The sequence below is a fragment of the Mesorhizobium sp. LEGMi-168a genome, from assembly GCF_058312955.1.
Genome location: NZ_JBZEGV010000002.1, coordinates 148,648 through 174,600 on the forward strand (window position 1 = coordinate 148,648; position 25,953 = coordinate 174,600).

The 25,953-nt window shown below is 62.7% G+C and carries 27 protein-coding genes and 1 tRNA gene; 9 read left to right on the top strand and 19 right to left on the bottom strand.

Annotated elements, in window-relative coordinates:
• Positions 1-243: 243 nt before the first annotated feature.
• Complete coding sequence (locus tag AC4FWB_RS04060; RefSeq protein WP_491024492.1) at positions 244-708, top strand: NUDIX hydrolase; 465 nt, start codon at positions 244-246, stop codon at positions 706-708.
• Here the strand turns inward: AC4FWB_RS04060 and recO are convergent.
• Positions 705-1,463 carry a DNA repair protein RecO gene (gene recO, locus AC4FWB_RS04065; protein ID WP_491024493.1) on the bottom strand — a complete coding sequence of 253 codons (759 nt, stop codon included), beginning with the start codon at positions 1,461-1,463 and terminating at the stop codon, positions 705-707. The two genes, AC4FWB_RS04060 and recO, sit on opposite strands and share 4 nt — an antisense overlap.
• A gap of 97 nt (positions 1,464-1,560) precedes the next feature.
• On the opposite strand from recO, the gene AC4FWB_RS04070 reads away from it, so the two are divergent.
• Both AC4FWB_RS04070 and AC4FWB_RS04075 read left to right on the top strand, forming a co-directional pair.
• Complete coding sequence (locus AC4FWB_RS04070; RefSeq protein ID WP_491024839.1) at positions 1,561-1,839, top strand: type II toxin-antitoxin system TacA family antitoxin; 279 nt, start codon at positions 1,561-1,563, stop codon at positions 1,837-1,839.
• Positions 1,836-2,363, top strand: a complete 528-nt coding sequence (locus tag AC4FWB_RS04075; RefSeq protein WP_491024494.1) for a GNAT family N-acetyltransferase — start codon at positions 1,836-1,838, stop codon at positions 2,361-2,363. Before AC4FWB_RS04070 ends, AC4FWB_RS04075 begins: the two co-directional genes overlap by 4 nt.
• Positions 2,364-2,369: 6 nt before the next feature.
• On the opposite strand, the gene AC4FWB_RS04080 is transcribed toward AC4FWB_RS04075, so the two are convergent.
• From AC4FWB_RS04080 to AC4FWB_RS04105, 6 genes are all read right to left on the bottom strand, one after another.
• On the bottom strand, positions 2,370-3,263 hold the full coding sequence (locus tag AC4FWB_RS04080; RefSeq protein ID WP_491024496.1) for an aminoglycoside phosphotransferase family protein: 894 nt from the start codon (positions 3,261-3,263) through the stop codon (positions 2,370-2,372).
• Between the two features lie 42 nt (positions 3,264-3,305).
• Complete coding sequence (gene era, locus AC4FWB_RS04085; RefSeq protein WP_491024840.1) at positions 3,306-4,238, bottom strand: GTPase Era; 933 nt, start codon at positions 4,236-4,238, stop codon at positions 3,306-3,308.
• Positions 4,223-4,939 carry a ribonuclease III gene (gene rnc, locus AC4FWB_RS04090; protein WP_126101216.1) on the bottom strand — a complete coding sequence of 239 codons (717 nt, stop codon included), beginning with the start codon at positions 4,937-4,939 and terminating at the stop codon, positions 4,223-4,225. The genes era and rnc overlap by 16 nt, the downstream gene beginning before the upstream one ends.
• Positions 4,940-4,943: 4 nt before the next feature.
• A complete protein-coding gene (gene lepB, locus AC4FWB_RS04095; protein WP_491024497.1) occupies positions 4,944-5,693 on the bottom strand; it encodes a signal peptidase I in 750 nt (249 codons plus the stop codon).
• Between the two features lie 80 nt (positions 5,694-5,773).
• Positions 5,774-6,187, bottom strand: coding sequence for a holo-ACP synthase (gene acpS / locus AC4FWB_RS04100; protein ID WP_491024498.1), 414 nt, complete (start codon positions 6,185-6,187; stop codon positions 5,774-5,776).
• Positions 6,184-6,780 (bottom strand): DUF2062 domain-containing protein, encoded by a 597-nt coding sequence (locus AC4FWB_RS04105; RefSeq protein WP_491024499.1) that lies wholly within the window; start codon positions 6,778-6,780, stop codon positions 6,184-6,186. Before AC4FWB_RS04105 ends, acpS begins: the two co-directional genes overlap by 4 nt.
• 210 nt (positions 6,781-6,990) lie before the next feature.
• Between AC4FWB_RS04105 and AC4FWB_RS04110 the strand changes: the two genes are divergently transcribed.
• Complete coding sequence (locus AC4FWB_RS04110; RefSeq protein WP_491024500.1) at positions 6,991-7,506, top strand: GNAT family N-acetyltransferase; 516 nt, start codon at positions 6,991-6,993, stop codon at positions 7,504-7,506.
• 12 nt (positions 7,507-7,518) lie between these two features.
• On the opposite strand, the gene AC4FWB_RS04115 is transcribed toward AC4FWB_RS04110, so the two are convergent.
• The 4 genes from AC4FWB_RS04115 to rpoZ form a co-directional block, all read right to left on the bottom strand.
• Entirely contained in the window at positions 7,519-7,899 is a 381-nt protein-coding gene (locus tag AC4FWB_RS04115; protein ID WP_491024841.1) for a VOC family protein, read from the bottom strand.
• 75 nt (positions 7,900-7,974) lie between these two features.
• Positions 7,975-8,553, bottom strand: a complete 579-nt coding sequence (pyrE, locus tag AC4FWB_RS04120; RefSeq protein ID WP_491024501.1) for an orotate phosphoribosyltransferase — start codon at positions 8,551-8,553, stop codon at positions 7,975-7,977.
• Between the two features lie 68 nt (positions 8,554-8,621).
• Positions 8,622-10,850 (bottom strand): RelA/SpoT family protein, encoded by a 2,229-nt coding sequence (locus tag AC4FWB_RS04125; RefSeq protein WP_491024502.1) that lies wholly within the window; start codon positions 10,848-10,850, stop codon positions 8,622-8,624.
• A 171-nt stretch (positions 10,851-11,021) separates the two neighbouring features.
• Positions 11,022-11,423, bottom strand: a complete 402-nt coding sequence (gene rpoZ / locus AC4FWB_RS04130; RefSeq protein ID WP_491024503.1) for a DNA-directed RNA polymerase subunit omega — start codon at positions 11,421-11,423, stop codon at positions 11,022-11,024.
• Between the two features lie 301 nt (positions 11,424-11,724).
• Here rpoZ and AC4FWB_RS04135 point away from each other — a divergent pair, with 301 nt between their 5' ends.
• Together AC4FWB_RS04135 and AC4FWB_RS04140 are read left to right on the top strand one after the other, a co-directional pair.
• Positions 11,725-12,306 carry a LabA-like NYN domain-containing protein gene (locus AC4FWB_RS04135; protein WP_040984251.1) on the top strand — a complete coding sequence of 194 codons (582 nt, stop codon included), beginning with the start codon at positions 11,725-11,727 and terminating at the stop codon, positions 12,304-12,306.
• Positions 12,303-12,974 (top strand): uracil-DNA glycosylase, encoded by a 672-nt coding sequence (locus AC4FWB_RS04140; protein ID WP_491024504.1) that lies wholly within the window; start codon positions 12,303-12,305, stop codon positions 12,972-12,974. Before AC4FWB_RS04135 ends, AC4FWB_RS04140 begins: the two co-directional genes overlap by 4 nt.
• Here AC4FWB_RS04140 and AC4FWB_RS04145 read toward each other — a convergent pair.
• From AC4FWB_RS04145 to dapA, 3 genes are all read right to left on the bottom strand, one after another.
• The gene (locus AC4FWB_RS04145; protein WP_491024506.1) at positions 12,943-13,686 is read right to left on the bottom strand and encodes a GH25 family lysozyme; all 744 of its coding nucleotides are present in this window, start codon (positions 13,684-13,686) and stop codon (positions 12,943-12,945) included. The genes AC4FWB_RS04140 and AC4FWB_RS04145 overlap by 32 nt on opposite strands.
• A gap of 41 nt (positions 13,687-13,727) precedes the next feature.
• Complete coding sequence (gene smpB / locus AC4FWB_RS04150) at positions 13,728-14,207, bottom strand: SsrA-binding protein SmpB (RefSeq protein WP_067321086.1); 480 nt, start codon at positions 14,205-14,207, stop codon at positions 13,728-13,730.
• 151 nt (positions 14,208-14,358) lie between these two features.
• Positions 14,359-15,240, bottom strand: coding sequence for a 4-hydroxy-tetrahydrodipicolinate synthase (dapA, locus tag AC4FWB_RS04155; protein WP_491024507.1), 882 nt, complete (start codon positions 15,238-15,240; stop codon positions 14,359-14,361).
• Between the two features lie 246 nt (positions 15,241-15,486).
• On the opposite strand from dapA, the gene AC4FWB_RS04160 reads away from it, so the two are divergent.
• A complete protein-coding gene (locus AC4FWB_RS04160) occupies positions 15,487-17,529 on the top strand; it encodes a lytic transglycosylase domain-containing protein (protein WP_491024508.1) in 2,043 nt (680 codons plus the stop codon).
• A 325-nt stretch (positions 17,530-17,854) separates the two neighbouring features.
• A complete protein-coding gene (locus AC4FWB_RS04165; protein WP_491024509.1) occupies positions 17,855-18,796 on the top strand; it encodes an alpha/beta fold hydrolase in 942 nt (313 codons plus the stop codon).
• Between the two features lie 215 nt (positions 18,797-19,011).
• Here the strand turns inward: AC4FWB_RS04165 and AC4FWB_RS04170 are convergent, their stop codons facing one another.
• From AC4FWB_RS04170 to AC4FWB_RS04185, 4 genes are all read right to left on the bottom strand, one after another.
• On the bottom strand, positions 19,012-20,085 hold the full coding sequence (locus AC4FWB_RS04170) for a tyrosine-type recombinase/integrase (protein WP_491024843.1): 1,074 nt from the start codon (positions 20,083-20,085) through the stop codon (positions 19,012-19,014).
• Between the two features lie 241 nt (positions 20,086-20,326).
• Positions 20,327-21,493: a porin gene (locus tag AC4FWB_RS04175; RefSeq protein ID WP_491024510.1), complete on the bottom strand. Its 1,167-nt coding sequence runs from the start codon at positions 21,491-21,493 to the stop codon at positions 20,327-20,329.
• A 123-nt stretch (positions 21,494-21,616) separates the two neighbouring features.
• Positions 21,617-21,895 carry a GIY-YIG nuclease family protein gene (locus AC4FWB_RS04180; RefSeq protein ID WP_491024511.1) on the bottom strand — a complete coding sequence of 93 codons (279 nt, stop codon included), beginning with the start codon at positions 21,893-21,895 and terminating at the stop codon, positions 21,617-21,619.
• Positions 21,896-21,964: 69 nt separating this feature from the next.
• Positions 21,965-22,055 (bottom strand) — tRNA-Ser (locus AC4FWB_RS04185).
• Between the two features lie 449 nt (positions 22,056-22,504).
• On the opposite strand from AC4FWB_RS04185, the gene AC4FWB_RS04190 reads away from it, so the two are divergent.
• Entirely contained in the window at positions 22,505-23,671 is a 1,167-nt protein-coding gene (locus tag AC4FWB_RS04190; RefSeq protein WP_491024512.1) for a porin, read from the top strand.
• Positions 23,672-24,080: 409 nt separating this feature from the next.
• On the opposite strand, the gene AC4FWB_RS04195 is transcribed toward AC4FWB_RS04190, so the two are convergent.
• Positions 24,081-25,757: a tetratricopeptide repeat-containing sulfotransferase family protein gene (locus AC4FWB_RS04195; RefSeq protein ID WP_491024513.1), complete on the bottom strand. Its 1,677-nt coding sequence runs from the start codon at positions 25,755-25,757 to the stop codon at positions 24,081-24,083.
• Between the last annotated feature and the right edge of the window lie 196 nt (positions 25,758-25,953).

Genomic DNA, 25,953 nt, shown 5'->3' on the forward strand with positions numbered 1-25,953 from the left:
GGTTTCCCCTCAAAACCGGACCAATCGTGGCCGACAAATGCGGCAATGAGACGGCTATTGAAATCAGTGCCTTGCCGGCCCGCAAGATCGAGCATGTTTCGACGCCGATTGCCAGCAACTTGCAGCGTTATCCAATGCCGACAGGTCGAAACGTTTGGGACTTCAGGCCAAATTACCTGCCGCCTGCCTCGAAATACTCGTGTTATCCTCAGAAGCTTGCGGGAATTGCCAAGAGGACGACCGATGCCGCAACGAAGCGCCGGGCTACTGATCTACAGGCGAACCGCCGGCGTGTTCGAGTTCCTGCTGGTCCACCCCGGCGGACCATTCTGGGCAAAAAAGGATGAAGGCGCCTGGTCGATCCCGAAGGGGCTTATCGACGACGGCGAGGATGAACTCCAAGCTGCCCGGCGCGAGGCCGAAGAAGAACTCGGCGCCACTATCGCCGGCAACTTCCAGCCCGTCGGCAGCTACAAGCAGCCGGGCGGCAAGATCGTGACCGCGTGGAGTGTCGAAGCGGACATCGACGTGAATGCCGTCAGAAGCAACATGTTCACCATGGAATGGCCGCCGAAGTCGGGCAGCATGAAGGAGTTTCCCGAAGTGGACAGAGCCGGCTGGTTTTCACTTCCAGAAGCCGGGATCAAGATCCTGAAAGGCCAGCGTCCCATGCTCGACGATTTTCTCGAACGGCGGGGCGCCGATTAGGCTCTACTCGCCGCGATCGCCTTCACCGCCGCATGATGCCGGCGCAGCGCCGTGAGAAAGCCGGCACGCGCGTCGGGCGCCTCGATGCCGCGCGGCTCATAGACATGGCGGGTGAAGAAGAAGCCGGTCAGCCGGAAGGCATCCTCGAGCGCCGCCGCATCGGCGTGCAGGCCGGAGCCGCGCTGCAGGAAGGCGGGCAGAGCCAGCATCTTGTCGTGCCACGGCGCTCCAGCCTCGCGCGAGACGGCGCGTCCGGATTTCGGCGAGACATAGGCGAGATCCTGCCGCGCGCCGGTCGCCGCGCACTGGCTGAGGTCGAGGCCGAAGCCGAGTTCGTCGAGGATCAGCAGCTCGAAGCGCGCCACCAACTCGCCCGCGGCATCGGCATCGTCGAGATGGGAGATCATCACCGCAAGCGCCTCGTAGAGGCCGCCATGGGCATCGCGCTCCGGCAACAGCCTGAGATGCGCGGCCATGGTCTGCAGGCCGTAGACGGCGACCGCGCTGTCCATCAGCCGGGCGGCGTTCATCTCGATCGCCTCAGCCTGGAAGATGCCGAGATGCTCGTCGAGCCGCGCCCGCCACAGAAGATCAACGCGGTTGCCGGGCTGCAGCACCGGCTGCTGCTTGCGCGAGCGGCCGCCGCGCACCAGGCCGAGATGCCGGCCATGGGCGCGCGTCATCACCTCGAGGATGGCGCTGGTTTCGCCATGCTTTCGAGTGCCGAGAATAATTCCCTCGTCGCGCCATTCCATGGGTTGAGCTTTTCACCTGTTGAGGGGCGAAATCAAGATTGGCGCTCATATTGTACGCATTGTGTACGTACGCTATATAGGAGCAAAGGAACTCGTCATGCCGAAGCCAGCTACTGAGAAAACCGATCGCTTCAATATCCGTATCCGGCCCGCGCAAAAAGCGATGATCGCCCGCGCGGCAGCGCTATCGCATAAGGACATGACCGACTTCATCCTCGACAAGGTGCTGCCCGAGGCGGAAGCCGTGATCAAGGCCATCGAAAAGACCGAAGTGTCGGATCGCGACTTCAAACGCATACTCGAATTGCTCGAGCACCCCCCGAAGCCCAACGCGAAATTGCGGGCTGCCATTGCGGCTCTTCCCGATACCGTATGACCCTGCCGCGATGGCGAGAGGAGCCGATCGCGAAATCGCACGATCGCGTATCCTTTGATTGCGGCGACGAGCAGATGAATGATTTTCTGCGGCGGTTCGCCAGGCAGAGCCATGAACAGAATGCTTCGAAGACGTTTTGCGCTGTCGACGGTGCAAACCCAAGCCGCATTCTTGGCTTCTATACGATCGCACCCTCCGCCGTTGCTCATGAACAAGTGCCTGCGACCTTAACAAAAGGGCTGGCCCGCCATGAGGTGTCCGGGTTCAAGCTCGCCCGCCTGGCGACCGATCTGTCGGTGGCCGGGCAAGGGCTCGGCGGTCAGCTCCTCGCAGCGGCGGCCCTGCGCTGCCTGCGTGTCGCCGCTGAAGGCGGCGGCCTGTTGCTCATCATCGATGCCAAGAGCGAGCGTGCCGCGAACTGGTACCGTGGATATGGCGCCGAACCGCTCTCGGGAAAACCGCTGACTCTCGTGATGCCGCTGGCGACCTTCGCCGCCGATCTCAGGGCTAAAGGCCTGTTGTAATCCGCGTCATGCCCAGCGCTGGTGATCGGCGAGCACTTCGTCGATCACGCGGCGCTGCCTTCCGGCCTCGGCCTGGTTGGCGTCATGTCCGGCAACGGTGATCAGCGCCTTCCACAGGGTCCAGCCGCGGCCGCGCGCCCAGGTGGCGTCATCGACGGCGATGCGATCGCGAAACGCCTCGCGGCTTTCGCCCTCGAAGAAGGCCCAGGCGATCGCCAGATCACAGGACGGGTCGCCGACGCCGGAGGTGCCGAAGTCGATGACGGCGCTCAAGCGACCGTCTTCGACCAAGAGATTGCCCCAGGCAACATCGCCATGGAACCAGACGGGCGGGCCGTGCCATGTCGCGGCAAGGGCCGCTTCCCAGACGGTGGTGGCCGCTTGCGTATCGATCTCCCCATCGAGCGCGGCGATGGCCTGCCTCGCCTCGAGGTCATAGACCGTCAGCGGTCCGCCGCGATGAAAATTGTGCTGGCCAGGCTCCGGCCCGCCGGTCGGATCGATCCGCTTCAGGGCGACGAGGAAATCAGCGAGCGAGAGCGCGAATGCGCCGAGATCGGTGATGCGCCCGTTCTTGGCCGTCTCGCCACCGATCCAGCGATAGACGGACCAGTGCCAGGGATAGCCCGCCGCCGGCTCGCCCATGGCGAGCGGCACCGGGATCGACAGCGGCAGATGCGGCGCAAGCTGCGGCAGCCAGCGATGCTCCTTTTCAACCTGCAGCGAATAGGATGCCGCACTTGGCAGGCGCACGGTCATTTCGTCGCCGAGATGGAAGGTGCGGTTGTCCCAGCCGCCGAAGGCGACAGGGCTGACAGGCAGATGCCGCCATTGAGGAAACTGCACATCGACCAGCCGGCGCACCAGCTCCGCATCAATGTGGACCACGGGGTTATGCATGTCGTTACCCTAAAACCGCGCCGCACTTTTGGGCGACATGCATCAGCTGGGAAACTCCAGTCCCATCTCGCGGTAACGCTCGGGGTCGTCGCCCCAGTTCTCGCGCACCTTCACGAACAGGAAGAGGTGCACCTTCTGCTCGAGGATTTCGGCGATCTCGGCGCGCGCGGCCTGGCCGATGGCGCGGATCGTCTCGCCCTTGTGGCCAAGCACGATCTTCTTCTGGCTGTCGCGCTCGACATAGATGACCTGCTCGATGCGCACCGAGCCGTCCTTCTTCTCCTCCCATTTCTCGGTCTCGATATGCGAGGAATAGGGAAGCTCCTGATGCAGCCGCAGATAAAGTTTTTCGCGGGTGATCTCGGCCGCGAGCTGGCGCATCGGCAGGTCGGAGATCTGGTCTTCCGGGTAGTACCAGGGGCCGGCGGGAAGCGCCTCGGCGAGATAGTCGAGCAGGTCCTTGCAGCCAGAGCCGGTCAGCGCCGAGACCATGAAGGTGCGCTTGAACGGCACGCGTTCGTTCGCTGCCGCGGCCAGCGCAAGGAGCGTCTCCGGCTTGACCCGGTCGACCTTGTTGAGAACGAGCAGCATCGGCTGCTTGACGTCCTTCAGCCGGTCGAGAATGGCGTCGGCGTCGCCCCTGATGCCGCGCTCGGCATCGATCAAAAGCACCACGACATCGGCGTCCTTGGCGCCGCCCCAGGCGGTTGTGACCATCGCCGTGTCCAGCCGGCGCTTCGGCTTGAAGATGCCGGGCGTGTCGACGAAGACGATCTGCGCATTGTCATGCGTGGCGATGCCGCGCACGATCGCGCGCGTCGTCTGCACCTTGTGGGTGACGATGGAGACCTTGGCGCCGACCAGCTGGTTGACCAGCGTCGACTTGCCCGCATTGGGCGCGCCGATCAGCGCGACGAAGCCGGAGCGCGTGGCAGGCGTTTCGAAAGTTTCGGTACCGGTCATGCGGCGCTCCAGACGCCTTCGCGCAGCAAAAGGGCCGCGGCCGCCGCCTGTTCCGCCTCGCGCTTGGAACGGCCGCTGCCGATGGCCGGCGCGAAGTGGCCGACCTTGACGCTGACGGTGAACAGCGGATCGTGATCAGGTCCCTCGCGAGCATCAACCCGGTAGGCAGGCACCGCGCCTGACGCCGCCTGATGCGCCCATTCCTGCAATTCGGTCTTGGCGTCGCGGCGGGCAGCACCGATCGCCTGCGAGCGCGGCTGCCAATAGCGGTGGATGAACGCGCGGGCAGTCTCAAGGCCACCATCCAGGTAGAGCACGGCAATCAGCGACTCCAGCGCATCGGCGCGCAGATTGGTGCGCTTGCGGCCTTCGAGGTTGCGCACGTCGGAGCCGGCGCGGACCAGCTCCGGCAGGCCGATCTCCTCGGCGATCTCGGACAGCGCCTCGGCATTGACCAGCGCATTGAGGCGCAGCGACAACTCGCCCTCGGCCGCGTCGGGGAAGGCAGCGAGCAGCATATCGGCCACGACAAGGCCGAGAACGCGGTCGCCCAGGAACTCGAAGCGTTCATAGTCGACGCCGGCATGGGTCGAGCGCGCGCTGGCATGGGTCAGCGCGCGCTGCAGGCGCTGGCGGTCGGCGAAGGCGTGGCCGGTGCGCTCGACAAGCGCTTCGGCAAGGGCATCGGCGGTCAAACGCTTGGTGGCCGCCATCGCGCTAGTGGACGAAATGGAACAGGCGCCCGACGCGCATCAGCGACGGCCACTTCCAGACTTCCAACGGGCTGGCGCCATCGGCGATCGAGAAGAAGATGACGTTGGCGCGGCCGACAAGGTTCTCGGCCGGCACGAAACCGACGGTGAAACGGCTGTCGGAGGAATTGTCGCGGTTGTCGCCCATCATGAAATAGTGGCCGGGCGGCACGTCGAACTCACGGGTGTTGTCGCCGATCGAAGTGGGCGTCAGGTCGAGCGTGTCATAGGTGACGCCGTTGGGCAGCGTCTCGCGATAGACGTCGACCGGACGGTCGACCTCGGTGACGTCGGGGTTGTTGATCTCGCCGACCTTTTCGCGCGGCACGGCGGCGCCGTTGATGAAGAGCTGGCCGTCCTTGACCTGGATCTTGTCGCCAGGCAGGCCGACGACGCGCTTGATGTAGTCGACGGACGGATCCGGCGGGAACTTGAACACGACCACGTCACCGCGCTTGGGCTCAGAGCCCCAGATGCGGCCGGAGAAAATGTTGGGACCGAAGGGCAGCGAATAGCGCGAATAGCCATAGGACCATTTGGTGACGAAGAGATAGTCGCCCTCGAGCAGCGTCGGCCGCATCGAGCCGGACGGAATGGAGAAGGGCTGGAACAGCAGCGTGCGGATCACGAGCGCGAGCAGCAGAGCCTGGATAATGACGGAGAAGGTTTCACCAAGCCCGCCAGATTTCTTCTGCGATTTTTCAGCCACGCTCATGTCGTCCTCGATTGTGCGTTGGTTGGTATAGAGTCTCGGCGCGCGCTGGGCAACGTCATGCCGCCCGTGGTCAGATGGAATCAATGTGGCGCTTGTTCGGCGGGTACTGCCTCGATGATCACAAAGGCTTGAGCAAGCGGAAAATCATCGGTGATGGTGAGGTGGATCAGCGCACGGTGGCCCTTGGGCAGGATTTTCTCCAGCCTGGCGGCGGCGCCGCCGGTCAGCGCCATGGTCGGCGCGCCGCTGGGCATGTTGACCACGCCCATGTCGCGCCAGAACACGCCCTCAGCCATTCCGGTACCCAATGCCTTGGCGCAGGCCTCCTTGGCAGCGAAGCGCTTGGCGTAGGAGGCGGCACGCGCCGCGCGCTTCTCCGATTTGGCCTGCTCGACCTCGGTGTAGATGCGATGGATGAAGCGCCGGCCGTGCCGCTCCAGCGACTTCTCGATGCGTCTGATGTCGATCAGGTCGCTGCCGATGCCGATGATCATTCCGCGGGCACTTCCCGTCCGCCAGCGCGCTTGGCCTTCTCGGCCTTGTCGGCCTTCTCGGCCATGCGCTTCTTCCGCTGGTCGCGAAACACAGTCATGCCCCAGCGGGTGGCGCCGTAGAACAGAAGCCCGAAGACCAGGCCGAGCGGCACGGCGCCGATCAGCATCGGCTCCAGGATCGGGTGCCACAGCTTGGCGAAGGAAAGTGTGTGCATCATTTCGCCGAGATGCTCGGGCGGCCCGTGCTTGGGCAAGCGTTCATGCAGGATGAGCTTGCCGGTTTCCCAGGATGCGCCCCACAGCAGCGGGAAAGTCAGCGGGTTGCCGAAGAACACAGCGCCGAGAGCCGCTGCCACCAGATTGCCGGCGATGATCCAGCAGAGCACGGCGGCGATGACGAAATGGAAGCCAAGCGGGAAGAAGGAGGCGAAGACGCCAGCCGCGACGCCAGCCGCGACAGAATGTGGGGTCGCCTTCAGCCGCAGAATGCGCTTGGAGAAATACTGCACAGAGCGCGAGAACGAGCGGCGCGGCCACAGGTAAGTACGCACCCGCTCCAGGAGGCCATCAGGCTCTCGGCGTCGAAAAAGCACTCTGTTTCAGTTCCCGGTCCAACACACGCTCCCCTGCCACCCGGGTCGCGACTACATATCTTGCGCTTCGAGGGCGCAGGAAGGCAACAAAACTTTGATATAGCGACGGTCAGGCCACGGAACAACGAACGCGCCCGCGATGGTCTGCCGCAGGCCGTAACAAGAGCGCCATTCTGGCGAAACTGAGGAATGAACCGAGGAACGAGGCCGATGATCACCATTCGACCGGCGCAGGCCGACGATGCGGAAGCATTGCCGGACATCGAGCAGTCCGCCGGGTTGGCGTTCCGCGCCATCCCGGACCTCGCCTGGCTCGCCGACGGAGACAATGTCAGCGCCGAGCGGCACCGCGCGCTGATCACCGAAGGCGCATGCTGGGTTGCGGCCGACGAGCACGATCAGCCCGTCGGCTTCCTGAGCGCCGGGATCGAGGGCGATACGCTGCACATATGGGAGCTCGACGTGCGCCTCGACCGGCAGGGCGCAGGCATCGGCCGCGCCTTGCTCGAACGGGCGGTCGGGGACGCCAAGCGGCGCGGCCTGACCGCTGCAACGCTGACCACGTTTCGCGACGTCGCCTGGAATGCGCCCTTCTACCGGAAGTTCGGATTTCGCATTCTTGAGGGGGCAGAGGTCGACGGCCGGCTCTCCGGCCTGCTCGGCAGCGAGGCCGAGCACGGCATGCCGCTAAACCGTCGCTGCGCGATGAAGCTCGATCTCGGTTGAGTGGACCGGCAGCTATGCCGGATACTCGCTGACCTCGACCAGATTGCCGTCAGGATCGCGGAAATAGACCGACATCATCCTGCCACGGGCGCCGGTGCGCTCGACTGGGCCGACTTCGATCGTAACGCCGTTGGCCGCGAGACTGGCCTGGATTTCGGCAAGCGGCACCGCCGCAACGAGGCAGAAATCGCCGGAGCCCGGCGTCGCCATCTTGGCCTTGGGCTCGAAGGTGCGGCCGACCTCATGCAGGTTGATCTTCTGCGACCCGAACAAAAGCGCGGTCGGCCGGTTCGGCTCGTCCAGTCGGCGCAAGCCCAGAACCCGCTGGTAGAAATCGCAAGTCGCTTCCACCGAGCGGACCGTCAGCACGAAGTGGTCGATGCCGGCGATCATCGCGATCTCGACGCGCATCGCTGGCAAGGAGATTCAAACAGCGCGCTCAAGTGCTTGTGTTCACACATCGCGACTTCAGATGTTGCGGCTCCCAGGCTTGACGGCCGGGATGGCGGCAAGCTCCGGCGGCAGGCGGTCGGGCGGATAGGCCGGCACCTCATATTCGGCGAGCGCGATCAGCGGCACGCCGACATCGGTCTTGCCGGCAGAGCGGTCGATAATGCAGGCGGCCGCCACCACCTCGGCGCCGAGCTCGCGCAAGCATTCTATCGTCTCGCGAATCGACAGGCCGGTGGTGACGATGTCCTCGACGATGACGACACGCGACCCTGCAGCGATCTCGAAGCGGCGGAGCCTGAACTCGCCCCCTTCCCGCTCGACCCAGATCGCAGGCACGCCGAGATGGCGCGAGGTCTCGTAGGCCGGGATCAGGCCGCCGATCGCCGGGCCGACGACATAGTCGATCCCGCCCGGCACTCCTTCTCGGACCTTCTCGGCCAACGCCTTGCACAGACGCTCGGTCTTGTCGGCGTGCATGAAGACGCGCGCCTTCTGCAGGAAGATCGGGCTGCGCAGGCCCGACGTCAGGATGAAATGACCTTCGAGAACCGCGCCGGCCTCGCGGAATATGCCCAGCACTTCGTCGGTGTTCATTTCTTTCCCCGTCTATTTCTCGACCATGATCCTGTCCGCAAACCGGTTCCCACTTTGAGGGATCATGGTCAACCGTTCACTCGCCGCGCGTCGCTGACGCTCGAATTTTCCTTGAGCTGCGACAGCAGCCGGTTGAGATGCTTCAGGTCCCAGACTTCGAGGTCGATCAGCATCTCGGTGAAATCAGGCGCGGTGCACACCATCGACAGCGTGTGGATGTTGGCGTCGTTGGAGGCGACGACCTGCGCGATATCGGCGAGCGATCCGGGCGCATTGATGGCGGTGACCGAGATGCGCGCCGGGAAGCGCTCCTTGGTGCGCTCGTCGATGTCCCAGCGCACATCTATCCAGCGCTCGGGCTGGTCGTCGAAGGCCTGCAGCGCCGGCGACTGGATCGGATAGATGGTGATGCCGGTTCCCGGCTGGATGATGCCGACGATGCGGTCGCCGGGCACAGCCCCTTCCGGCGCGAAGCGCACCGGCAGGTCGCCGCGCACGCCGCGGATCGGCACCGCATCGTCGCGCTGCTGATCCTTGCCCTTTCGCGCGGCGCGGCCCGGCATCTGGAACAGCATGCCGGCGGCATTGCGAATCTTCGACCAGCCCTCCTCGCGTTGCTTGGGCGCCGCGACCGTGACGCGCTCGTCCTTATAGTCGGGGAAGACAGCTTTCATGACGTCGGTGGACGCAAGCTCGCCGCGCCCGACGGAGGCCAGCACGTCCTCGATATCCTTGCGCGCCAGCCGGTGCAGCACCGGCTTCAGGTTCTCCTTGGCGAAGCTCTTGCCCGCGCGCTCGAAGGCGCGTTCGAGGATGCGGGCGCCCAGCCCGGAATATTGCTTGCGGATGGCGTTCTTGGTGGCGCGGCGAATGGCGGCGCGCGCCTTGCCGGTGACGACGACCGATTCCCAGGCGGCGGGCGGCACCTGCGCTTTGGAACGGATGATCTCGACCTCGTCGCCATTCTTCAGTTCCGTCATCAGCGGCATGATGCGGCCATTGACCTTGGCGCCGACGCAGGTGTCGCCGACATCGGTGTGGACGGCGTACGCAAAGTCGATTGGGGTGGCGCCGCGCGGCAGCGCAATCAGCATGCCCTTGGGCGTGAAGCAGAACACCTGGTCCTGGAACAGCTCCAGCTTGGTGTTTTCCAGGAAATCCTCGGGGTTATCGCCCTCGGCCAGCTGCTCGATGGTGCGGCGCAGCCAGGCATAGGCGTTGGTCTCCTTGGAGATCGCGTGCGCAGCGCCATTCGCCTTGCCGCCCGTGTCCTTGTAGATCGAATGCGCGGCGACGCCGTATTCGGCGATCTTGTTCATCTCGCGGGTGCGGATCTGCAGTTCGACGCGCTGGCGCGACGGGCCGACGATGGTGGTATGGATCGAGCGATAGTCGTTCTGCTTCGGTGTCGAGATGTAGTCCTTGAAGCGGCCGGGTACCATCGACCAGGTCGTATGGATGGCGCCGAGCGCGCGATAGCAATCCTCGACCGTGTCGACGACGACGCGGAAGCCGAAGATGTCGGAGAGTTGCTCGAAGGACAGCGCCTTGGCTTCCATCTTGCGGAACACCGACCACGGCTTCTTCTGCCGGCTTTTGACGCTGGCCTTGATCGCATGCTTTTCGAACAGGCCCGACAGCGCCTTCTCGATCTCGTCCAGCACGCCCTTGTTGCGCTCGAAGATTTCGGCCAGCCTTGCAGTGACGGCGCGATAGGCTTCCGGATTGATGTAGCGGAAGGCAATCTCTTCCAGCTCCTCGCGCATGCCTTGCATGCCCATGCGCCCCGCGAGCGGCGCATAGATGTCCATCGTCTCCTCGGCGATGCGCAGGCGCTTGGACTCCGGCATATGGTCGAGCGTGCGCATGTTGTGCAGGCGGTCGGCGAGCTTGACCAGCAGAACGCGAATGTCCTCTGAGATCGCCAGCAGCAGCTTGCGCAGATTCTCGGCCTGCTCGGCCTTCTTGGAGACGAGATCGAGCTTCTTCAGCTTGGTCAGGCCCTCGACCAGCTTGCCCATTTCGGGGCCGAACAGCTCGTCGATCTCGGCCCGGGTCGCGGTCGTGTCCTCGATCGTATCGTGCAAAAGGGCAACGGCGATCGTCGCCTCGTCCATGTGCATCTCGGTGAGGATGGCGGCGACTTCCAGCGGATGCGAGAAATAGGGATCGCCCGAGGCACGCTTCTGATGGCCATGCTTCTGCATGGCGTAGACATAGGCCTTGTTGAGCAGCGCCTCGTTTACGTCTGGCTTGTAGCGCTGCACGCGCTCGACAAGCTCATACTGACGCATCATGGGCGGGATCTCGCGGTGCTGAAATGAATCATGCGCCGCAGTTGCTTGCGGCGCATGTCATAGATAGCCACGAAAGTGACGATACGGAAGTGCCGGATGCTTGATCCAGGCGACCTCCGAAGCTTTTCAGAATCCGCTCAACGATCGGCTGAGCGGAATTGTCAAAAGCTCTTAGTAGTCGTCGCTCTTTTCCGGCGGCACCAGACCCTCGATGCCGGCGAGCAGGTCTTCCTCGCTCATCCGGTCGAAGGCGATGTTCTCTTCGGCATCGTCGGTATCGGCCGTCGCGGCGGCGGCGCCGGTCTGGTCGGCGATCGCCTCGCCATCGGCCTCCGGTTCGTCGACCTCGACATGCTTCTGCAGCGAATGGATCAGGTCTTCCTTGAGGTCGTCGGGCGACAGCGTCTCCTCGGCGATCTCGCGCAGCGCGATGACCGGGTTCTTGTCATTGTCGCGAGGAACGGTGATCTGCGCGCCCTGGCTGATCTGGCGGGCACGGTGGCCGGCGAGCAGTACGAGCTCGAAACGGTTATCGACCTTGTCGATGCAATCTTCAACGGTTACGCGGGCCATGGACTGCCCCTTTCATGCGTGGATTTGATGGAAAACTGGCGGGCTCCATAACAAGGACGCCGCCGAAATACAAGCTTTATGGCGGCAGCGACCATACACGAACCCTTGCCCCGCTCAACAACCGGACATCGTCCTGCCGTTCACATAGTGCCGATCACAATTGCTTGCAATCCGCGTCCGCGCCCTTGGATATCCATAAATCTGGCGTTATCTCGAATGGGACGGCAAAGAGGGACCATTACCGGGCCCGCCCGTCATGCGCATTTAGACGACAGCAATTTTCGAAAAGGGATGTTTTTCAATGTTCGATCCTCGTGAAAAGATCGCTCTTTTCATCGACGGCGCCAATCTTTACGCCACCTCGCGGGCGCTGGGCTTCGACATCGACTACCGCAAGCTTCTGTCGAGCTTCCAGAAGCGCGGTTATCTGCTCCGGGCCTATTACTACACCGCGCTGGTCGAGGATCAGGAATATTCCTCGATCCGGCCGCTGATCGACTGGCTGGACTACAACGGCTTCAAGGTGGTGACCAAGCCCGCCAAGGAGTTCACCGACTCGACCGGCCGCCGCAAGATCAAGGGCAACATGGACATCGAGCTCACCGTCGATGCGCTGGAGCTTGCCGATGTCGTCGACCACTATGTCATCTTCTCCGGCGACGGCGACTTCCGCACCCTGGTCGAGGCGCTGCAGCGGCGCGGCCGCAAAGTGTCGATCATCTCGACCATGGCCTCGCAACCGCCGATGATCTCCGACGATTTGCGCCGCCAGGCCGACCACTTCATCGACCTGATGACATTGAAGAGCGAGGTCGGTCGCGATCCGTCCGAGCGGCCGGTGCGCCGGCCAGAGCCGGCTGAAGTCGACGAGGACGACTATTGAGAGCGGCGGCCTTGAGCGCCGCGCCCTCCCCCGAGCCTGACCGCGACTGTCCGCTCTGCCCGCGGCTGCACGACTTCATCGCCGCCTGGCGCGAGCGCGAGCCGGGCTGGTTCAACGCACCGGTGCCGACCTTCATGCCGCCGGAGGGCGAGGGAACGGTCAAGCTTCTCATCGTCGGCCTGGCGCCCGGCCTGCGCGGCGCCAACCGAACGGGGCGTCCGTTCACCGGCGACTATGCCGGCGACCTGCTCTACGGCACGCTGATCGCGCAAGGCCTGGCGCGCGGGGAATTCAAGGCGAGGCCGGATGACGGGTTGCAACTGGTCGGCACCGCGATCACCAATGCGGTGCGCTGCGTGCCGCCGGAGAACAAGCCGGTCGGCGCCGAAATTTCCACCTGCCGCACCTTCCTCAAGCCGACCATCGCGCGCTTCCCCAATTTGCGCGCCATCCTGACGCTGGGCTCGATCGCGCATCAGTCGACGGTGCGGGCGCTGGGTGGACGTGTCGCCGCCCTTCCGTTTCGCCATGGCGGCCGGCAGGAGGCCGGCGGCATCACGCTGTTTTCCAGCTACCACTGCTCGCGCTACAACACCAACACCGGGGTGCTGACGGAAGAGATGTTCGTCAACGTCTTCAAGGAGATCGCGGCGTTCCTGAAAAGCTAGATTCAGGCGCCGGCACGAAGAGTTCGGTGAGCCTCGCGGGGCCACCGTTCATGACATTCAGATCGACATCGCCGGCGATGCCGTCGACACGACCTTTGTCGAGATATTGCCAATAGACCCAGTCGTCTTCTTTCGGGGGCATCGCAATCGAGCGCAGCCAGCGCTGGCGAACCGCGATATGAGCGGTATAGGTCGGCGCCGCCTCATCGGTGATGTAGATGATGGCCGGCTTGCCGTAAGCCGCCTCGACCGGACCCAGGAATGCAAGGAGTTCCGCGCTCAGCTCGGCAGGCGAAGGTCGATGCGGACAATTGCCGTGGAACTCGATATCGACGACCGGCGGCAAAAGCTGCTCGCCGGGCGGCACGGTGGAGATGAAGTTCTTTGCCTGATCGGCGCCCGGGCGGCAGAAGGTGAAGAAATGATAGGCGCCAACCGCGAGGCCCGCCGCGCGGGCCGCACGCAAATTGTCGGCAAAAGTATCGTCGACGTAGTCGCCGCCCTCGGTCGCCTTGATGATGGCGAAGGCGACATCGTCGGCCGCGACGCGCTGCCAGTCGATCCTGCCCTGGTGGTGCGAAACGTCGATGCCCCTGATGGGGAATTCGGCGCGATCCGGCGGGAAAGCGCGAGGCCGGAAGAAGCTTTCCGCCCAGACGGCAAGCGCCAGAACGACGAGAGCCAGGGCCAGGACAATCAAGCGGTTCCTCAAGCCTTGGCTCCCCTGCCCCCTGCCTGGAATAGCCGGCGGTTTTACCCGCGCTCCTTGAGGAGCCGCCCCTTCTCGCGCGACCAGTCGCGCTGCTTCTCGGTCTCGCGCTTGTCGTGAAGCTTCTTGCCGCGGGCAATGGCGAGCAACAGCTTGGCGCGGCCGCGATCGTTGAAATAAATTTTCAGCGGCACCAGCGTCATACCCTCACGCTCGACGCTTTGCGCAAGCTTCGCCATCTCGCGCTTGCTGACGAGCAGCTTGCGGCGCCGGCGCGGCTCGTGGTTGAAGCGGTTGGCCTGCAGATATTCCGGCAGATAGGAATTGATCAGCCAGATCTCGCCGCCTTCGGCCGAGGCGTAGCTTTCCTGGATGTTGGCCTGGCCCTGGCGCAGCGACTTGACCTCGGTGCCGGTCAGCACCAGGCCGGTCTCGATCGTGTCGAGCACCTCGTAGGAAAAGCGCGCCTTGCGGTTTTCGGCGACCGTCCTGTTGTTGGGGTCGGCTTTCTTGACTTGATTCATGACGTCTAGAGTCCGTTTCGAAACTCGCTCCTGCGAGTCAGATGATGGCGTCATCGAGAACCGGAGCGGAGCGTACATATAGTACGTGAGCACCGGAAACGCAGGTGACGCCTTCAGATGGCCGCAGGAGTAGAGTTTCCAAACGGGCTCGCTAGTTTATCAAGCCGGCATGCTTCATGGCCGCGTCGAGCTTCTCCGCGGTCGAGGCTTCGACCGTCACCAACGGAGAGCGGACCACGTTCTCGACCTTGCCCAGCTTCGACAGCGCGTATTTGGCGCCGGACACGCCAGGCTCCATGAAGATCGCCTTGTGCAGCGGCAGGAGCCGGTCCTGCAGCTCGAGCGCCTTGGCGCTGTCGCCGGACAGCGTCGCTTCCTGGAATTCGGCGCAAAGGCGCGGGGCGACATTCGAGGTCACCGAGATGCAGCCGACGCCGCCATGCGCGTTGAAGCCGAGCGCCGAGGCATCCTCGCCGGAGAGCTGGATAAAATCCTTGCCGCAGGTCAAGCGCTGCTCGGAGACGCGCTCGACCTTGCCGGTCGCATCCTTGACACCGGCGATGTTCTTGAAGTCGTGACGCAGCCTGCCCATCGTCTCCGGTGTCATGTCGATCACCGAACGCGGCGGGATGTTGTAGATGATGATCGGCAGCTTGGTTGCCCTGGCGACAGCGGCGAAATGCTCGTAGAGGCCGCGCTGCGTCGGCTTATTATAATAGGGCGTGACGACCAGGGCTGCATCGGCGCCGGCCTTCTCGGCGTATTGCACCAGACCGACGGCTTCCTCGGTGTTGTTGGATCCGGCCCCGGCCACCACCGGCACCCTGCCCTTGGCCACCTCGATGCAGACCTTCACGACATTGCGGTGCTCGTCATGCGACAACGTCGGCGACTCGCCGGTGGTGCCGACCGGAACGAGGCCCTTGGTGCCCTCGGCGATCTGCCATTCGACAAACGCGCGAAAGGCTTTCTCGTCGAAACGCCCGCTCTTCTCGAACGGTGTGACGAGCGCAGTCAGCGAGCCTCTCAGCATGTCGTCCAAACTCCTTTGGATTTTTTGGGGTTGTTGATCCGTTAATTTGCGCGCCTTCTAACCGAAAGCGAAGCCGCGCACCATAGTCTCGACATGGTTCAGCGGCAAGCATCGCAATAATGCCAGCAGGGGGAATTCGAACGGCCTCCATAACCTTTTGTTTACGAGCCTTTGACGACCTAAGTCTAGGCTGCGGACCGAGCCTTCAGGGTCCGTGCCTGCCGACAATGCGCTTGGGTAGAAACAATGCCGACTAGGCGGCCTCATCTCTTCGCGCTTCTCAGCGCGGTCGTCGCGCTGATGCCGGGGATGGCGATCGGCGGCAGCGTTGATGCGCGCGCGACGGCGGCGATCCCCGCTCACGAAGCGCCTGAGGTTCCGGGGCAGGCGCAGCCGTCTCAGCCTTCGGCCGGGATCGCGCAACTGAAGAGCGGGCTCGACGCGCTCGCCGCCAACGACATCGCCGGCGCGCGCAGTGCCCGCGACTCATTGCCCGCCACCTCGCTCGATCGGCACATCCTGGCCTGGGCGATCGCGCTCTATGGCGGCGACCAGGTGCCGAGCGGCGAGATCGCCGACGCTGCAAAAATGCTGCCTGGATGGCCGGGCACGATCGCGTTGCGCAAGAACAGCGAGCGCGCGCTCTACCACGAGAACCCGACGCCGCAGGTGGTGGTGCAGGCCTTCGGCCGCAGCCAGCCGCTGACGCCGGAAGGCGTGATGATCCTTGCCCGTTCGCAGGTGGCGCTGGGCAATCAAGCGGCGGCGCGCGCCGTGCTGGTGCCTTTCTGGCGCAGCGAGAAGCTGGAAGCGAAGGACGAAACCGCCTTCATCGAGGAGTTCGGCACGCTGATCCCGGCAGCCGACCACCGCTATCGGATGGAACGCATGTTCTATGCCGATCGGCCGTCCTCGGCGCTGCGTGTCGCAGGCCTCGCCGGGGCGCAACAGCTGGCGGACGCCTGGGCGGCGGCTGACAAGGGAGACAAGAACGCGGCGAAGCTGCTCAAAGCCGTGCCGGCCGCGCAGCGTTCTGCCGGCTATTTCTTTGCCCAGGCCGAATATCTGCGCAAGCAGCAGAAGTTTGCCGACGCCGCTGCCATTGTGATGAAGGCGCCGACCGATCGCGAAGCTCTGGTCGACCCTGACGCCTGGTGGGTGGAGCGCCGCGTTCTTTCGCGCGAATTGGTCGACCAGGGCGACATGAAGACCGCCTATAAAATTGTCTCCATGCATGCGGCCGAGAGCCCGGCAAGTGCTGCCGAAGCCGAGTTCCATGCCGGCTGGTATGCGTTGCGCGGCCTCAACGACCCGACCACGGCCGCCGCGCATTTTTCGCGCATCGCCGACCTCGCCCAGGGACCGGTGTCGCTGTCGCGCGCCTATTACTGGCTCGGCCGCGCCGCGGAGGTCGGCGGTCCGGGCAGCGCGAAGGACTATTTCACGCGAGCCGCCAGCTATGGCACGACTTTCTATGGTCAGCTCGCCGGCGAGCGCGTGGGCCTCAGGACGCTCAACATCGTCTATCCGAAACCGAGCGCTGCCGACCGCCAAAGCTTTGACGGCCGCGAGGCGGTGAGCGCGATCAAGCGGCTGCAGGAAGCGGGCTATGACCGCTATGCCGAAACGCTCTACCGCGATCTCGCGGGACAACTGACCAGCCCAGGCGAGCTCGCCCTGCTGGCGGTGCTGGCCGAAAAGCAGGGCAATCATTTCATGGCGCTGAAGGTTGGCAAGATCGCCGCCCAGCGCGGCATCGATGTCGGCGCGCTGTCGCATCCGCTGGGGGTCATTCCCGATTCGGCCAACATTTCCGGCTCCGGCAAGGCGCTGGCCTACGCCATTGCTCGCCAGGAGAGCGAGTTCAACATCGGCGCGATTTCCAGCGCCGGCGCGCGCGGCCTTTTGCAACTGATGCCGGGCACCGCCAAGCAATTGGCGAAAAAGGCCGGCATGAGCTTTTCGCAAACGCGGCTGACAACCGATGCCGGCTACAATGCGACGCTGGGTTCCGCCTTCCTCGGCGAGCAGCTCGACCGCTTCAACGGTTCCTATGTGCTGACCTTCGCCGGCTACAATGCCGGCCCCAACCGCGCCGCCCAGTGGGTTGCGAAATACGGCGACCCGCGCGGCAAGGACGTCGACGCCGTCGTCGACTGGATCGAGCGGATTCCCTACACGGAAACAAGAAGTTACGTGCAGCGCGTGATGGAGAATTACGAAGTCTACAAGATGCGTATTTCAGGCAAGTACGACATCGTCGGGGACCTCGTGAACGGGCGGAGTTGAGGACTGCCGCCTTGTGCACGAATCAATGCCGCGGCGATTCGGCCAAACGTCGGCCACCGAGTTCCTTCGCGCCCCCCTCTGTCCTCCCGGACATCTCCCCCACTTGGGGGGAGATTGGCAGCTTTCTCGTCGCGCCCCTCTTGCGACGCTGGTGATTGGCGAATGCGGCGGCGACATCCGATCTCCCTCCTGTGGGGGTGATGTCCGGCAGGACAGAGGGGGGCGCTGTCCCGCCAACATGTCGATGATTTCCACAACCTCTGCCGATTTGACGATCTCCGCCCTCCCCTGTAGCAGTCCATGCAATCCAGCGAGGGCAGTATCGATGGCGAGCGAAGGTTTCTCCGACTTCTTCTATGTCGTGTCCGAAGGGCTGAAGCTCCACGCCCGAATCTATGGCCCAGCGAACATCGGCGGCTGGCCAGTCGTCTGCCTCTCCGGCCTCACCCGCAACGCGCGCGACTTCCATGAGCTCGCGCTTTATCTCTCCGGCAGGGCGGAAAGGCCGCGCAAGGTCATCGCTTTCGACTATCGCGGGCGCGGCCAATCGGACTACGACCCCGATATTGGCCACTATAATGTCGGTGTGGAAGCCGGCGACGTGCTCGCCGGCTTGTCGGAACTCGGCATCGAAGAGGCGGCCTTCATCGGCACCTCGCGCGGCGGCCTGATCATCCATGTGCTCGGCGCGCTGAAGCCGGCCGTGCTGAGGGCGATTGTCCTCAACGACATCGGCCCGGTGATCGAGGCGCAAGGCCTCGCCCATATCCGCTCCTACCTCGACCGCGCGCCGAAACCGAAGACATTCGCCGAGGCGGTCGAAGCGCAGCGGCGGGTGCATGGCGCCGACTTCCCTGCGCTTGACGACATAGACTGGGCGCGGATGGTGACCGCCATCTGCCGCGACACGGACGGCGGGCTGATGCCCGATTTCGATCCGGCTCTGGTCGATACGCTCGCCGGCGTCGACTTCAGCAAGCCGCTGCCGGATCTGTGGCCACAATTCGAGGCGCTTGCCGTCGTGCCGATGCTTGCCATTCGCGGCGTCAAATCGAAGCTGCTGTCCGCCGCGACGCTTCAAGAGATGGAAAAGCGCCATCCCGGCATGGAGGCGATCACGGTGGTCGGCCAAGGCCATGCGCCCTTCCTGGAAACCGGCACCATGCCGGAAGAGATTGCTGGGTTTCTCGACCGGGCTGAGGGGGCAGATCAGACCGAAGTAAAACCCAGGACAAGAATTGGTTCAAAAGCTGCCAAGACAGTATAGAAAAGCTCTGCGGAGCAAAGATAACACTTCCAGCAACGACCCAATCGCTGGCTCCACCTTCTCCGTCCTTGTGGGAGGAGGTGGAGCCGAAGGCGACGGATGAGGGGTGTTCCAGCTTGGCACCGACGGCGCTCCGTCCAACACCCCTCATCCGTCTCGGCGCTGCGCGCCGATCCACCTTCTCCCACAAGGGGAGAAGGAATGGCCCGGCGAAGCTATTTGCCCTTCGAGCTCTTGCGGCGCGCCTTCGCCGGCTCCGATCCGCCCTGCTTCCGGGCAGTCTTGACGGGTGACGGCGCGGTCAACGGGGACGCAAACACCGAGCTCTCCGCCGGGCGCGAGACCTCATCAGCGCGCGGCTTCTCCAGCACGACGACGCAGCCGTCGAGGTCGTTGGTGGCGAGGTGCGCGTAACGCATGGTCATCGACAGCGTCTGGTGGCCGAGCCACATCTGTACGCGCCTGATGTCGATACCGCCCTGGACAAGGCGCGAAGCGCAAGTGTGACGCAGAATATGCGGTACCACCTGCTCGTCGGCGCCGAGACCGACCTCGGCCTTGGCCTCGTTCCAGATGGCGCGGTACTGCGCTTGGGTGAGCTTGGTGAACGGACCCTTCGGCCGTCGGCCCTCGGTGGTCGGCGGCAGCTTGATCACTTCCTTGACCCGTTCGGTCATCGGAATGGTGCGGCTGCGGCCGGATTTGGTGATCCAGAACGAGACGCGGTGCTCCTGGATGTCGTTCCAGATCAGGCCGAGCGCCTCGCCGAGACGGCAGCCGGAATCGACAAGGAAGACGGAGAGCCTGTAAGCATCCTCGCAGCGGCTCCTGATGGCAGCGAACAGCCTCGCCTCTTCGTCCCGTTCGAGGAAACGAATCCGTCCCGCCCGCTCCTTCTGGCGGCGGAACTCGGGCAGGCTGTGGATATCTCCCATCTTGTGAGCCTTGCGCAGCAGCTTGCTGAGGGCAGCCATCTTACGATTGATGGTTGCATTGCTGTTCCCGCGCTGGCGCAAGGTACCGATAAGACTGTCCAGGGTGTTCTGGTCAAAGGTGCTGAAACGTTCTCCCAGAAGGATCTCGTCTATTTCACCGATGAAAGAGCTGACATTGTATTTATGCCGGCCATCGTCCCAGAGTATGTCCCGGTATGCTGCAAAGAGCTCGCCGATCCTGAACGATCTTACTTCTCTGATCTTGTTATAGGTGTACCTAAACTTCGAATTCTGAGAAGAAAATACCGCAAAATGATCAGAGGCTCCCCCCTCCTGAATCGCTTCGTTTGTCATTATTGACCACGTCCCCCGAGTGGATAGGGCACACCTACCTGCTCGGAAGCGTCCTTTCAAGAGTTTATGTCAGACAAATCGATTTCATCCGCCAAACGTCGGATCCCACGAAATCGCCTTGAAAGACCTGCTCAGCTACCGCCCCCCCTTTTCCTTCTTCGCTCGCCCCGTCCCAGTCACGAAAACAAAAACAGCCCGAGCGTTGATACGCCCGGGCTGGATTTCAGTGCAGTTCCAACCCTTAGAAGGAGCGCTGGAAGCGGAGGATACCGCCGACGCTGTTTTCCTTGTCGGCGCTGGTCCAGTTGGAGACGGTGTCGTCGCCAACGTGCATGTAGTCAACTTCGGCGGTGACCGTCAGGCCGGGAACGATGTCGTAAGCGATGTTCGCCGCCACACCAACGTTCTTGCCCTCGTCAGTGGAGGCCTGGATGTTGAACGAGGTCTTCTCGTTGAACTTGTAGGTGCCGCCGCCCCAAACTGCCCAGTTGCCGCTCCACTGCTTGAAGAAGCCGCGACCGCCAGCCGGAATTGCCCAGGTCGGATCCGACAGGTTGTCGTCGGTGCCGTAACCGGCCATGATGAACAACGACAGCGCGTCGTTGACGTTCACGTCCAAGCGAGCCTTGGCGGCGACTTCCTCGTAGTTGCTGTCATAGGCGACGACGCCGCTGATGGCGCCCCAGCCCTGCGTCCACTTCAGACCGCCGACGACATGCGGAACGTAGCTGTCGATCGTGCCAACGGTGCCCGCACCTTCTTCGAGCGAGACCACCGCCGAAAAGCCGTTGCCGGCGTCGAAGTAGTACTGGACGACATTGGTGTCGAAGTCGCCGTAAGGAACCAGCGTGTCGTTGATGACGTTGCCGGCGTAGCCGATGAACGTGTTGAATGCCGATTCGTCCTTACCGACGCGCAGGCCACCGAGCTGGATCCAGGCGAAGTTCAGCGAAACGCCCTTATTGCCAGCGGGGTTAGAGTTGAATTCATTGGCTTGCGTGGCCGGATTATCCAGCGACGGGTAGCCGTTACGGTTACCGAAGTTGAAACGGGTCTCGGTGTAGGTCTTCAACGTGCCGAGCTCGGTTTCCTGGTTGGTCCACGTCTTCAGCGTGAAACGGGCGTTCTTCGCATAGGTGTCCTGCACGTCGCCGTCTTCATGGTCGAACGTCTTCGCACCATCGAACGAGCCGACGTCGCCGACGCCGATGTCGTAACGGACATAGCCGCCGATGCGCAGGCAGGTCTCGGTGCCGGGGATGTAGAAGTAGCCCGAGCCGTACACGTCGCAGATCTTGACGTATTCAGCCGGTTCCGGCTCGGCGACGGTCACCGCGTCGGCGGCGCGGGCGCCGGAAACTGCGATCAGGGCCGCAGCTGAGCCGAGAAGAAGGCTCTTGATGTTCATTTTCTGACCTCCAGTCAGAATCGAACAGAAGAGCGGACATGGTGAGCGTCAATCTGAATTAATACATTGTTATTACTGAGTTTTCTGGAAAAACACCCAACTTCCGTTCGTTGGAGCGAATGCTCACCAGAGACGCCTGTTGGCGAACGCGTGGCCGGATCCGGATTTGATATAACGCTCGAATGAAGCCGCCTTAGCCTGGCTGGAGAAGGCCACGTAGGTCACGATGCGCCACGGCATGAACTTGGAAGTGTGACTGGACTTACCGGAATTATGCTCGGCAATCCGCCGCTTCAAATCGGACGTTATGCCGATATAGCGCTCGCCTTCCAAAGCCTCGCTTTCAAGCAGATACACGTACCACACGAACCGGCCCTCCTTCGCCAAGGCTTCGGAGGGCATCCTCTCCGCCATCCTGCTTCGCACGAACTGTTGGGGCTTGTCCTGCGAAGCGCGCAGCGCGAAGCAGGATGGCGGAGAGGATGGGATTCGAACCCACGAGAAGCTTTTGACCTCTACTCCCTTAGCAGGGGAGCGCCTTCGACCACTCGGCCACCTCTCCGTCGCGCGCTGGATAAAGAAAAGCGCCGGCACAATCAACAAGCCGGCGCCATAATCGCTGAAAAAACAGCAGATCAACCCGACCTGCCCTCGCATGCGGCGATTCTGCGGCGGCAACCGGGTCGACGACTCGCCTCGGCGCCGCATTTCTGTCCAGCCATCGCCGGATTCGACCGGATTCCCAGGCCGCGCGACCCGCAATGGTTAACGAGAGCTTTCGGAGTGAGGCCAAATCGTGTCATTTGTGCAACAACGTCCGGGTATAGCGTCCGGACAGGGCTTCCACCGATACGATCGTGGTTGAACGCCGTCGCCGCCTGGGTAAAGGTCTGGTTCGAAGGAGCGGCGCGGTGCGCATCTTTTTCGGTAAGTGGGGATGGGGCAGGGAACGCTGTCCTTCAGCAAAAAATACCCAGACCCGTTTTTTAACTTTTGACTGGAGGTCAGAAAATGAACATCAAGAGCCTTCTTCTCGGCTCAGCTGCGGCCCTGATCGCAGTTTCCGGCGCCCGCGCCGCCGACGCGGTGACCGTCGCCGAGCCGGAACCGGCTGAATACGTCAAGATCTGCGACGTGTACGGCTCGGGCTACTTCTACATCCCCGGCACCGAGACCTGCCTGCGCATCGGCGGCTATGTCCGTTACGACATCGGCGTCGGCGACGTCGGCTCGTTCGACGGCGCGAAGTCCTTCGACCATGAGGACGGCGATAGCCAGGATACCTTCTATAAGAACGCCCGCTTCACGCTGAAGACCTGGACCGGCCAGGAAACCGAGCTCGGCACCTTGAAGACCTACACCGAGACCCGCTTCAACTTCGGCAACCGGAACAACTACGGCCAGTTCACCACCGACACCGCCGGCGTTACGCATCTTCAGGGCAATCCTGCCTTCAACAAGGGTGTCTCGCTGAACTTCGCCTGGATCCAGCTCGGTGGCCTGCGCGTCGGTAAGGACGAATCGGCCTTCGATACGTTCATCGGCTACGCCGGCAACGTCATCCAGGATACGCTGGTTCCCTACGGCGACTTCGACACCAACGTCGTCCAGTACTACTTCGACGCCGGCAACGGCTTCTCCGCGGTCCTCTCGCTCGAAGAAGGCTCGGGTGTCGTCGGCACGATCGACAGCTATGTTCCGCATGTCGTCGGCGGTCTGAAGTGGACGCAGGGTTGGGGCGCCGTCACCGGCGTCATCGCCTATGACAGCAACTACGAGGAAGTCGCCGGCAAAGTCCGCTTGGACGTGAACGCCACCGACGCGATCTCGCTGTTCATCATGGCCGGCTACGGCACCGACGACAACCTCAGCGATCCGACCTGGGCGATCCCGGCTGGCGGCCGCGGCTTCTACAAGCAGTGGAGCGGCAACTGGGCAGTTTGGGGTGGCGGCACCTACAAGTTCAACGAGAAGACCTCGTTCAACATCCAGGCCTCCACTGACGAGGGCAAGAACGTTGGCGTGGCGGCGAACATCGCTTACGACATCGTCCCCGGCCTGACGGTCACCGCCGAAGTTGATTACCTCCATCTCGGCGACGACACCGTCTCCAACTGGACCAACGCCGACAAGAAGAACAGCGTCGGCGGTCTCCTCCGCTTCCAGCGCTCGTTCTAATCAGCAGCGTCTGATGAAGTCGAACCCGGCGGGCAACCGCCGGGTTTTTCTTTGTGCTGGCGGTACCCCGAGCCGCCATTTGCATAGGGTTGCATTCGGCATGATCGCAGGATCGCGTGCAGTCGGAGTCAATTCCGAGAGGTCGCGGACATGTCGTCAGTCAAGATTCACGGTTCATTTCGGTGAACCATCACAACGTCGGAATTGGCTGGAGCCTCACATTCATTCGTCCTTGGGCGTAGCGACGCGAAGCTCCGTCTCGAAGACCCAAGGATGACGAACTGACAGGCGCTTCGGATCTTCACGCGACTTTGCGAGCGGAAGTAGGCGGAGTCTCAGCGAAAGGAGCGAACGTGGGAATTGGCTACGTGATTCCGGGGAAAGTCGGCAATAATCTGGAGACTACCGATCAAACCTCAGCAAGATCACCCAACGACTCTATCAACGGTTGGATCTCGCTTTCGTAATTCTTCCACCGCTTGACGGATGACTTGTAAATCGGCTGGCGAACCTGCCACCTGCTGAAAGTATTTACCGAGCCATCCCTTTCAAAATAGCGCAAGCAGGCATCGTCCCATGGCAGCCCGAGATAGTCTATGAGACGGCGCGACTGCTCCTCCTGGTCTTCGATCAGTGTCTCATACTGGTTTTCGAAGATGCGCCCCGGAAGGACCTTGCTCCAATGCCGCATCAGGCGATCATATTCCCTGTAGTAGAGCCCCAGTGTCTCGAGATCCGCGCTATAGCTGTGCGCTTCACTGAACTGCAGGACGAAACAGGAAATACAATTGTCTATGGCGTCGCGGCGACAATGAATGATGTGCGCGTTGGGAAACAGAACGCCGACAAGGCCAATCAGCTCGAAATTATGGGGCATCTTGTCGACGATTCGGAGCGCGTGCGGAGCACGCTCGCGCAGATAGGCAAGATGCTCCGCTGCCAGCGTCTTGGTCAGTTCGGGAGTAATCGTCGCGACCGATTTGCCGAGGTTTGCGTCGGGGCTGTCTTTGAGGCCTATCCCATTGGCAATTCGTCTAAGCTTGCTGAGTTCGCCGGCGCCATGAACATCAGGATGGCTGGCGCAGATCTGCTCAGTCAGCGTCGTGCCCGAGCGAGGCATGCCGACGATGAATACAGGCACCTCCGAGGGATTGCCATAAGCGGCCATTGAGGCCACCAGTTCGGGCGTGAAGGTTTCGATCATGGCATCGACCAAGCGACGGTAGCTTCCCATGTCGAATTTTTGGCCCCCTGCCTGATTCCCTTGCTTGAAGTGGTCCATCGCCTCCTTGTAGCGACGGAGGTCGTTGAGAACCTTTCCGGCAGCGTGATGGAGCGCTGCCGCTCCCTCCGGCATTTGGCCCAGGTCTCGAAGCTCCGCGAGGATTGCCGCGAGTTCCGGCGGCTCTTCCGTGAATTTGCGCGTATGCACAAGCGCGTTATAGGCAGCCGGTACCGCGATGCGCCGTTCTATCGCCTCTTTCAGATGAAGCGCGGCTTCCTCCATGCGGCCGAGGCTTGCGAGTGCACCGGGTAGCCCGATCTGGGCCACAGGATGATCTCGGTCGATCTTCAGCGCCTCCTCAAAGAGCGGCAGCGCCATTTCTCCCTTGTCAAACGCCTTGTAAGCATCGCCCAAGGCGCAAAGCGCTTCCACCAGATCCGGCTTCAAATCGAGGGCGCGCTGAATGTGCTTGATTGCCGGCGTAAACTCGCTGAGCTTCAGGTAGGCCTCACCGAGGCTAAGGTGGTAGTAAGGATTTCGCGGCTCCTCTCCGACTGCACGGGCAAAGTACCGCAAGGCCTTCTCGTTGTCGTATCCGATGCCGAGGGTTCCCAGGATGTAAAAAGCCAGCGGATGGTTTGGCGTTCTTGCCAAAACCTTGAGACAGAGTTCCTCGGCCTCCGGCAATTGCTCGGCTTGTTGCAGCTCGAGCGCCTGCCTCAACAGCATATCGTCGACCTGACTGCGAGGCGGACCGACCTTCGGCTGGGCTTTGGCTGGTGCAGCTTTCGGCGACACCGCCCTCGCCGAGGGCTGTGTCTTGAGGTGCTTTGCCCAGGCGGGCGGCAATCGGTTGCTCATGCCGTCTCGCTAGCAAAAGCGGCAGGCAGAATCCAGCGATACGTCGTCCGCATCGAACTCGGAGGCCGACCGCAAGCGTCCGCCGCTACGCTCACCAGGCCCATGTAAGTCGCAAACCTTCCAAAAGCCGGCGGCCGGATGCCGGTCAAGCTAGGCCATTTCACCCTGTCAACCAACTTGCACCCATCCTTCGCCC

Excerpts from the sequence above, each read along its gene's own strand:
- AC4FWB_RS04060 (WP_491024492.1), top strand. The coding sequence starts at position 244 with ATGCCGCAACGAAGCGCCGGGCTACTGATCTACAGGCGAACCGCCGGC.
- recO (WP_491024493.1), bottom strand. The coding sequence starts at position 1,463 with ATGGAATGGCGCGACGAGGGAATTATTCTCGGCACTCGAAAGCATGGC.
- AC4FWB_RS04070 (WP_491024839.1), top strand. The coding sequence starts at position 1,561 with ATGCCGAAGCCAGCTACTGAGAAAACCGATCGCTTCAATATCCGTATC.
- AC4FWB_RS04075 (WP_491024494.1), top strand. The coding sequence starts at position 1,836 with ATGACCCTGCCGCGATGGCGAGAGGAGCCGATCGCGAAATCGCACGAT.
- AC4FWB_RS04080 (WP_491024496.1), bottom strand. The coding sequence starts at position 3,263 with ATGCATAACCCCGTGGTCCACATTGATGCGGAGCTGGTGCGCCGGCTG.
- rnc (WP_126101216.1), bottom strand. The coding sequence starts at position 4,939 with ATGGCGGCCACCAAGCGTTTGACCGCCGATGCCCTTGCCGAAGCGCTT.
- lepB (WP_491024497.1), bottom strand. The coding sequence starts at position 5,693 with ATGAGCGTGGCTGAAAAATCGCAGAAGAAATCTGGCGGGCTTGGTGAA.
- acpS (WP_491024498.1), bottom strand. The coding sequence starts at position 6,187 with ATGATCATCGGCATCGGCAGCGACCTGATCGACATCAGACGCATCGAG.
- AC4FWB_RS04110 (WP_491024500.1), top strand. The coding sequence starts at position 6,991 with ATGATCACCATTCGACCGGCGCAGGCCGACGATGCGGAAGCATTGCCG.
- AC4FWB_RS04115 (WP_491024841.1), bottom strand. The coding sequence starts at position 7,899 with ATGATCGCCGGCATCGACCACTTCGTGCTGACGGTCCGCTCGGTGGAA.
- pyrE (WP_491024501.1), bottom strand. The coding sequence starts at position 8,553 with ATGAACACCGACGAAGTGCTGGGCATATTCCGCGAGGCCGGCGCGGTT.
- AC4FWB_RS04125 (WP_491024502.1), bottom strand. The coding sequence starts at position 10,850 with ATGATGCGTCAGTATGAGCTTGTCGAGCGCGTGCAGCGCTACAAGCCA.
- rpoZ (WP_491024503.1), bottom strand. The coding sequence starts at position 11,423 with ATGGCCCGCGTAACCGTTGAAGATTGCATCGACAAGGTCGATAACCGT.
- AC4FWB_RS04135 (WP_040984251.1), top strand. The coding sequence starts at position 11,725 with ATGTTCGATCCTCGTGAAAAGATCGCTCTTTTCATCGACGGCGCCAAT.
- smpB (WP_067321086.1), bottom strand. The coding sequence starts at position 14,207 with ATGAATCAAGTCAAGAAAGCCGACCCCAACAACAGGACGGTCGCCGAA.
- dapA (WP_491024507.1), bottom strand. The coding sequence starts at position 15,240 with ATGCTGAGAGGCTCGCTGACTGCGCTCGTCACACCGTTCGAGAAGAGC.
- AC4FWB_RS04160 (WP_491024508.1), top strand. The coding sequence starts at position 15,487 with ATGCCGACTAGGCGGCCTCATCTCTTCGCGCTTCTCAGCGCGGTCGTC.
- AC4FWB_RS04165 (WP_491024509.1), top strand. The coding sequence starts at position 17,855 with ATGGCGAGCGAAGGTTTCTCCGACTTCTTCTATGTCGTGTCCGAAGGG.
- AC4FWB_RS04170 (WP_491024843.1), bottom strand. The coding sequence starts at position 20,085 with ATGACAAACGAAGCGATTCAGGAGGGGGGAGCCTCTGATCATTTTGCG.
- AC4FWB_RS04175 (WP_491024510.1), bottom strand. The coding sequence starts at position 21,493 with ATGAACATCAAGAGCCTTCTTCTCGGCTCAGCTGCGGCCCTGATCGCA.
- AC4FWB_RS04180 (WP_491024511.1), bottom strand. The coding sequence starts at position 21,895 with ATGCCCTCCGAAGCCTTGGCGAAGGAGGGCCGGTTCGTGTGGTACGTG.
- AC4FWB_RS04190 (WP_491024512.1), top strand. The coding sequence starts at position 22,505 with ATGAACATCAAGAGCCTTCTTCTCGGCTCAGCTGCGGCCCTGATCGCA.
- AC4FWB_RS04195 (WP_491024513.1), bottom strand. The coding sequence starts at position 25,757 with ATGAGCAACCGATTGCCGCCCGCCTGGGCAAAGCACCTCAAGACACAG.